Raw genomic sequence first — 7,984 nt, forward strand, 5'->3', positions numbered from 1 at the left:
TGGCGACGTGAAATTCTTCAAGAGCTGGTGGTTCATCACCATCCTGTGCTGCGTGCTGCTGTCGCTCGTCTTCGCGGTCGGGCTGCCGTTCCTCGTCGCGTTCTTCAACCCCTGGTATATCCGCGCGCTGTGCGTGCTTGTCATCTTCGGCGTGTGGGGGATCTTCGCGTTCCTGCGCGTGCGCAAGGCGAAGAAGGCGGCCGCCGCGCTCGCCGCCGAGCTCGCCGGGCCGAACGCCGCCGATGAGGAAGGCAAGGCGCTCGCCAAGCGGATGCAGGATGCGCTCGGCCAGCTCAAGACCGGCGCGGGCAAGAAGCGCGACTATCTCTACACGCGGCCATGGTACGTCATTATCGGACCTCCGGGGGCGGGCAAGACGACGGCGCTGCTCAACTCCGGCCTGCGCTTCCCCTTCGCCGACAATGCGGTGAAGGGCGTCGGGGGAACCCGCAACCTCGATTTCTGGTTCGCCGACGAAGCGGTGATGATCGACACCGCCGGGCGCTACACCACGCAGGATTCGGACTATCAGGTCGACAGCAAGGGCTGGACCTCGTTCCTCGGCCTGCTCAAGAAGCATCGCCCGTTGCAGCCGGTCAACGGCATCATCGTCGCGATCGGTGTCGACGAGCTGATCGCGAGCGACGTCGAGCGGATCGACAGCCACGCGCGCGCGGTGCGCCGCCGGCTGGTCGAGCTGCGCAAGGAGCTCGAGGTTTCGGCGCCGGTGTACGTGATGCTGACCAAGGCCGATCTGCTGGCCGGCTTCATCGAATATTTCGACGATCTCGACGTCGAGGGCCGGCGTTCGGTGCTCGGCTCTACCTGCGACTACAAGAGCGGCCGCCCGAACGGCGAGGTGCTGGCGCGCGCGTTCGACGAGATGGCGCAGGCGGTCGCGGACCGGCAGGCCAAGCGCGTGTTCGAGGAAGTCGATCCGCTGCGCCGCAGCCTGCTGCTCGGCTTTCCGTCGCAGGTACAGTCGCTGCGCGCACGGCTGATGCGCTTCGTCGAGGGCGCCATGGTGTCGGGCGACGAACAGGTCGGCACGATGCGCGGCTTCTACCTGACCAGCGGCGTGCAGGAAGGCGCACCGCTCGACCGCATCATGTCGGGCATGGCCGACGTGTTCGACCGCCCCGCGCAGGTTCGTTCGGGCCAGGGCGGCTCCGGCCGCGCCTATTTCCTCAACCGCCTGCTGACCGAGGTGATGTTCCCCGAAGCCGGCCTCGTCACGATGGACCCGCGCGCGCGGGCGCGACAGCGGACGCAGCTCGTCGGCGCGCTCGCCGGGGTGGCTGCGGTGGTCGTCATCACGCTTGCGCTATGGACGATGAGCTTCTTCGCCAATCGCGCTTTCCAGCAGGATCTGATCGTCAAGACGCAGGCGGCGCAGGTCGCGCTGAAGGACGCCGGCATCGACCTGAAGCAGGTGCGCGAGGGCGATCCCGATCTGCGCGCGGCGCTGCCCGCGTTGCAATTGTTGCGCAACCTGCCGCGCGGCTATGCCGATCGCCAGAACGGCGGGCCTCCGCTCAGCATGACCTTCGGCCTCTACCAGAGCAGCCTCAGCCAGCAGGCGGAGGAGACGTACCGCGAGGCGCTGCGCCGCATCTTCCTGCCGCGCCTGATGATCCGGCTCGAGCAGTTCATGCAGGCGAGCGGGGGCGACCCGATGAAGCTGTACGAGCCGCTCAAGGTCTATCTCGAACTCGGCCAGCAGGGGCCGATGGACGCGAAGGCGGTCGCTTCCTGGGTGAAGTCCGACTGGGCGACGACGGTCTATCCGGGTGCCGACAGCCAGGTCGAGCGCGACGGGCTGGCCAATCACCTTACCGTGCTGCTCGGCGACAAGGATCTCGCCAGCGTGTGGCCGGGCCGCAAGCCCCCGGTCGACGGCGCGATGGTGGCGCAGGCGCGCGCCGCGATCGGCACGCTGTCGATGGGCGACCGCGCCTATGCCGTGATGAAGCAGAAGGCGATGACCGCCGGCCCGGACTGGCTGGTCGCCGATATCCTGTCGCAGGGGGATGCGATCGCCTTCGCCAATCCCGACCAGGTGCTGAACACGCGCGTGCCGTATTTCTTCACGCGCGGCGGCTTCGAAAAGACCTACACGCTCGGCCTCGCGACCGTGCAGGAGGATTTGAAGCGCGATCTGTGGGTGATGGGATCCGACGCGAACACCGGCGGCATGAAGGAGGAGATGAGCAATCTCCGCCCGGGTGTCGCAGGCCGCTATGCCAAGGATTATATCGCGGCGTGGGAGAACGTCATCAAGGTGATGCAGCCCGCGAACTATTTCTCCAACACCGCCGCATTCGGCGCGATGACCAAGATGCCGTCGCCGCTGAAGCGCGTGCTGCTGGAACTGCGCAAGAACACGATCTTCGCGGGCGGCGTGCAGGCGGGTGCGAAGCGCGTGATGCGCCAGCAGCTCAACCGCAGCGCGATCGGGCGGCTTTCCACCGATTTCAACGGTGGCCGCGCGATGGGGCTCGATGCCGGCGAGGAGATCACCAACTATTTCGAGCCGGTGCATGATTATGTCGGCGACGAGAAATCGCCCGGCCCGATCGACGACTTCACCGCCGCGATCAAGGAGGCGGGGCCGGCGTTGCTTGCCGCGCAATCGGTCGGCGGCGGTGGCGGCGCCGATGCCAGCCAGGCGGCGATGGCGGCGGCGATGGCCAAGGTGAAGGCGCTTTCGGCCGGAGCCCCGCCGCAGTTGCAGAGCTTCACGGCCGGGGCGGCGGGCGGCGGCACCAGCGCGCAGGTCAGCGCAGTGACCGGTGCGGTTTCCGACGGGTACAAGACCGCCGTCCTTCCAGCCTGCCAGGAGGTCGCGCAGGAGCACTACCCTTTTTTCGGCGGCGCCGCAGCGGATGCGGCGACAGTTGATGTCATGCGCGTGTTCGGCGCGGGCGGGGTGCTCGACAGCTTCACGCAGCAGCGGCTGAAACCGTTGATGGACGTGACCGGGCCGGTGGCGCGCTGGAAGGCGGACGATCCCGTCGCGGCGACGCTCGACCCGGCGAGCCCGGAACAGTTCACCAAGGCATCGCAGATCCGCGACCTGCTGGCGGGTGGCCTGCCGCTCAAGGTCAGCCTGGTGAAGATGGGCAGCGACGTCGGATCGGTGGTGATCTCGAGCGGGGGCGCGACCTATACCTTCACCGCGCCCGGCAACGCGGCCAAGCCGATCCAGTGGACGCTGAGCGGCCTGCCCGAGGCAGCGGTGACGCTCAACAAGGCGGGCGGCGCAGCGGGGGCGGCCCCGACGCAGCTCAAGACGTTCGAGACCGAGGGGCCCTGGGCGCTGTTCAAGCTGATGGACCTGGCGACCAAGGAAAACTCGGGGCCCAAGGCGATCAAGGTGACGTTCGGCGAGGGCAATGCATCGGCCGTGTTCCTCGTCCAGTTGCCGACCGAGCAGAATCCTTTCAGCCGCGGCGGCATCTGGTCGTTCCGCTGCCCGAGCGTGCTTTGATCGAGGCGCGCCTGTTCGGAAAGCTCCCCGCGCACGGCGATTTCGTGGCGCGCGGCATCGGTGCGGCGGATCGCGACGCGCTCGACCTCTGGCTGTCGGATTCGCTCAGCCAGGCGCGCGACATGCTCGGCGACGATTTCGTCGATCACTACGATGTCGCGCCGCCGTGGCGCTTCGTGGCGCCGGAGGGCGAAGCATGGTCGGCGGGGGCGATTGCGCCGTCGATCGATTCCGCCGGTCGCCGCTTCCCGATCCTCGTCGCACTGACCGGGCTCAGCGATGACCGCGCACCTGGCGCGGCCGAGGCGTGCGAGGCCCTGCTGTACGAGGCGCTGGGGGGCGGCTGGGATGCCGACACCTTGTTCGCAGCCGCGCGGGCGCTGCCCGCCGAGCCGGGGGAGGAGATCGTCGAGCAATCCTTCTGGTGGACGCTCGGCGGGGACGACTTCGACCCTGTTTCCTTGGAGGGCGCACGGCCCTACAACCTGTTTCGAACGATGCTCGCCAAACGGAAGACTGCCTAAGTGAACGACCTGAGAATAGACAGTACGGTCGGAACCCACGTGGGGCGCGTGCGCACCAACAACGAGGATGCGTTCTGCGACGGCCCGGATATCCGGCTGTGGGCGGTTGCCGACGGCATGGGCGGACATGAGAACGGCGAATGGGCGTCGGCGGCGATCGTCGCCGCGCTCGGCAAGCTGCCGGTGCCGGCGGATTTCGACGCGGCCTGTCACGCCATCGCCGACGCCATCCACCGCGCCAACGAAGAGGTCTTCAGCGAGGCGACCGCGCGCGACATCCAGATGGGATCGACCGTCGTCGCGCTGCACGTCACCGGGCGGCGGTTCTGCGTGCTGTGGGTGGGGGACAGCCGCGGCTATCTGCTGCGGCATGGGCAGCTCATCCAGATCAGCAAGGATCACACGCAGGTTCAGGAGATGGTCGATCGCGGCCTGATGCGGCCCGAGGATGCCGAAGGCCATCCGATGAGCCACGTGCTGGCCCGCGCGGTCGGCGTGCAGGCCGATGTCGAGGTCGATGCGATCGCCGACGAGGCCGAGCCGGGCGACGTCTTCCTGCTGTGCAGCGACGGGCTGACCGGGCAGGTGAGCGATGCGGAGATCGCCGAGATCCTCTCGACCACCCCCAATCACGAGGAAGCGCGCGAGAAGCTCACGCAGATGACGCTCGACCGCGGCGCGCCCGACAATGTCACCATCGCGATCGTCGGCCTCAACGAGACGACGATGCTTTCGCTGAACACTCCAATCGGATCGATCCTGTCATGAACGGCGACACCCCGGACCAGCCCCCTGGCAACGAGGGCGAAGAGCCCAAGACCGTCTTCATCCCGGCAGGCGGATCGCTGCCGCCGCGCGAGCAGACGCCGCCGCCTCCGGCCGAGCCCTATTCGGCACCGCCGACGTCCTTCCCGCCGACCGGCACCACCTCGATCGAGGCGAATGTCACGTCGTTCGCGCCGCGCACCGACGGCAAGGGCATCCAGGTCGGCGACGTGCTCAACCATATCTTCGAGGTAAAGCGCTTCATCGCCCGCGGCGGCATGGGCGAGGTGTTCGAGGGCAGCAACGTCAATTCCGACGAGCGCGTCGCGATCAAGGTGATGCTGCCCGCGCTGGCGGCGGACCCCAACGTCATCTCGATGTTCCGCAAGGAAGCGCGCACGCTGACGAAACTGCAGCACGAGGCGCTGGTCCAGTACCGCGTGCTGGCGCAGGAGCCGCAGCTCGGCGTGCTCTACATCGTCACCGAATATATCGACGGATCGAACCTTGCCGACGTGCTGGGGCAGGTCGCGCCGACGCCGGCCGAGCTGACCGCGCTGCTGCGGCGGCTCGCATCGGGCCTGCGCGCGGCGCATCAGCTCGGCGCGATCCACCGCGACATCTCGCCCGACAACGTGCTGCTCGAGGACGGCAAGCTGGCGCGCGCGAAGATCATCGACTTCGGCATCGCCAAGGATCTCGATCCCGGCACGGCGACGATCGTCGGCGACGGGTTCGCGGGCAAACTCAACTATGTGGCGCCCGAACAGCTCGGCGATTTCGGGCGGACGATCGGGCCGTGGACCGACGTCTACAGCCTGGCGCTGGTGATCCTGGCGATCTCGCTCGGCCGCAACGTGCAGATGGGCGGCAGCCTGGTCGACGCGGTCGACAAGCGCCGCGCGGGCGTCGACATTTCCGGTGCGCCGGAGGAAATCCGCCCCGTGCTGGAGCTGATGCTGAAGCCGAACCCGGCCGACCGCCTCGCGTCGATGGATGCGGTGCTCGACGAACTGACGCGCTCGGCCGCGCCACCGGCGCCACCGCCGGTTCCTGAATCGGGCGGGCCGAACAAGGGCCTGCTGATCGGCGGCGGCGTCGCGGCGCTGGCGATCGCGGGCGCGGCGGGCTGGTTCCTGCTGAGCGGCAAGCCGGCCGCTACCGGCGGCGCGGGCGCGGGCGGTACGGCGGCGCAGCAGGTCGCCGAGAATCGCGACCCGATCGAGGTGGCGCGCAGCGTGATCGACGCGACGCTGCCGTCGGTGAGCTGCACCTGGCTGTCGATCGTCGATATCGCCAAGTCGGATCGCGGCCCGCTGGTGAAGCTGACCGGCGTGGCGGGCAACCCGAGTGCCGCGCAGACCGAGATCAGCCGCGCGCTGGCGCAGCAGAAGATCGAGGGCGCGAACATCGATTTCGAGGAAGTCTCGCCGATCACGCAATCGGGCTGCGCCGCGCTCGACACCTATCGCCAGATTCGCGCGCCGACGACGAGCCGGCTGACCACGCCGCAGCGCAAGTTCGAGATGCGCATGCAGCCCAACGATCCGAGCCAGTCGGGCTATCCCGGCGAGAATGCGGCGACGGTGGTGATGAACATCAACGTGGCCGATCCGAAGGCGGATTTTGCGCTGGTCGGCGTTGAGCCTTCGGGCGTGATCGACGGCGAGTTCCTCGGCCCGGATGCGGGCGTGATCGGCCGTCCGCAGCTCCAGAAGTTCGCGAAGGACATGCCGCGCCTCGTCACCGATCAGGGCGGCGACAAATACCGGATGCAGCTCGACGTGAACCACGCGGGCTGGTCGGGCGTGCTGCTGCTGACGGGCAAGGGGCCGTTCCCCAAGGATCTGATCGGGCCGCAACTGGGCGCGCGCGGGCCGGACTGGACCAACAAGTTCGTCTCCACCGCCGCCGCGCAGGGGTGGCAGGCGGAGATGGTGTGGTTCAAGACGGTGGACGAGGTGAAGGAGTAGGGAGCGAGGCTGGCAGCGGAGCTGCCGGCCACTCGCGCGGAGTGCGACGCGAACCGCCGGCCGGCGCGGGCGACGCGCCCGCGTCCGACGTCATGGGGTTTAGCCCCATGACGGCTTTGAGCGAATGAACACCGCTCTGACCTAGGCAGTCCACTAACGACCGCGTAAACCAAAGCGTGGCCAGGGTTCAGCAAACCTTCTCGAACAACAAAGAGGGGCCGATCTATGTGTCGGTAGAGCCTTGGCCGGAGTGTTTCGAACTGCAGCCCGGCGATAGGCTCACGTTGATCTGGAATGCCCCAGAAAGCGGAGACGCCATTCAGGTCGACTTCATCAACGACCATGAGCTCGTGATTTGGCCTAACGGCGAAACGCACGAGATGAAGTACCTTATCAATGGTGAGGAAGCTGAAGGTCGGAGCTGGACCTTCAAGCACAAGTGACAAGCAGCCCGTCACGGGAGTAAATCCCGTGACGTCGGACGCGGGCGTAGCCCGCGCCGGCCGACCTTAAGCGTCGCTGCGCGACCGGCAAATAGCTTTGCTATTTGCCTCGCTTGTGGTTTTGCTCGTCATACGCCTTGCGAAACTCCTTGGCGAACACGTCCATGAACGCCTCGTCGGAGCCCTGCGCGACGCCGCCGAATTCCTTTTCATAGGCCTGCCAGAGCGCCGCTTCCTTCGCGCCGGGCATGATCTTCGACATCAGCCCGCCGGTTTCGGCGCGCTTCTTGATCGCGGTGGGGGAGAAGCGGTCGAGCGTGGAGCGCAGCGCGCCCTGCATCGCCTTCAGCGTCGCGATCTGGTGCGACTGGAGATCGAAATAGGCATCGTCGATCGCCGCGCCCGCTTCCATGAAGCCGCGCACCGAGGGGTTGAGCAGCGCCGCCATCGCCTCCTCGGGCGTGCGCGCGAACTTGATCGGGTTGTTCCCGTCCATAGAGAAGCTCGTGGACTCGGCACCCATCTGCGACTTGGCGCGCGCGCGCGCCTCGATCATCACGACGAGCCCGGCGACGAGCCTGCGGAAGAGCTGCCCCGCACGGTCGAGCGTGGCGGGCGACATATCCTTGACCTGGCCGGGCTCGACGCCGGTCGCCTTGACGAAGGCGGCGACGAAGGCGTCGGCCGGGACAGCGGGCGCGGCCTGCGGCGGTGGCGCTGGCGGTGCGGATGGTGGCGGGGGCGGGGCAGCCTGGCGCGGCGGCGCTTGCGGCGGGCGCTGGCCGGGGA

General features: G+C 67.8%; 6 protein-coding genes. 5 read left to right on the forward strand and 1 reads right to left on the reverse strand.

What is annotated here, in order from left to right:
* Positions 1-7 precede the first annotated feature (7 nt).
* The 5 genes from tssM to Q5H94_RS15910 all read left to right on the forward strand — a co-directional run bounded on the left by tssM (position 8) and on the right by Q5H94_RS15910 (position 7,195).
* Positions 8-3,490: a type VI secretion system membrane subunit TssM gene (gene tssM / locus Q5H94_RS15890; RefSeq protein WP_304562277.1), complete on the forward strand. Its 3,483-nt coding sequence runs from the start codon at positions 8-10 to the stop codon at positions 3,488-3,490.
* The gene (gene tagF / locus Q5H94_RS15895) at positions 3,487-4,014 is read left to right on the forward strand and encodes a type VI secretion system-associated protein TagF (RefSeq protein ID WP_304562278.1); all 528 of its coding nucleotides are present in this window, start codon (positions 3,487-3,489) and stop codon (positions 4,012-4,014) included. Before tssM ends, tagF begins: the two co-directional genes overlap by 4 nt.
* Complete coding sequence (locus tag Q5H94_RS15900) at positions 4,015-4,782, forward strand: PP2C family protein-serine/threonine phosphatase (RefSeq protein WP_304562279.1); 768 nt, start codon at positions 4,015-4,017, stop codon at positions 4,780-4,782.
* Positions 4,779-6,752 (forward strand): serine/threonine-protein kinase, encoded by a 1,974-nt coding sequence (locus Q5H94_RS15905; RefSeq protein ID WP_304562280.1) that lies wholly within the window; start codon positions 4,779-4,781, stop codon positions 6,750-6,752. The genes Q5H94_RS15900 and Q5H94_RS15905 overlap by 4 nt, the downstream gene beginning before the upstream one ends.
* A gap of 176 nt (positions 6,753-6,928) precedes the next feature.
* Entirely contained in the window at positions 6,929-7,195 is a 267-nt protein-coding gene (locus tag Q5H94_RS15910) for a hypothetical protein (RefSeq protein WP_304562281.1), read from the forward strand.
* 100 nt (positions 7,196-7,295) lie between these two features.
* Here the strand turns inward: Q5H94_RS15910 and tagH are convergent.
* A partial coding sequence (gene tagH / locus Q5H94_RS15915) for a type VI secretion system-associated FHA domain protein TagH (RefSeq protein ID WP_304562282.1) occupies positions 7,296-7,984 on the reverse strand: 689 nt, incomplete at its 5' end.

Source organism: Sphingomonas immobilis, from assembly GCF_030580995.1.
Lineage (GTDB): Bacteria > Pseudomonadota > Alphaproteobacteria > Sphingomonadales > Sphingomonadaceae > Sphingomonas > Sphingomonas immobilis.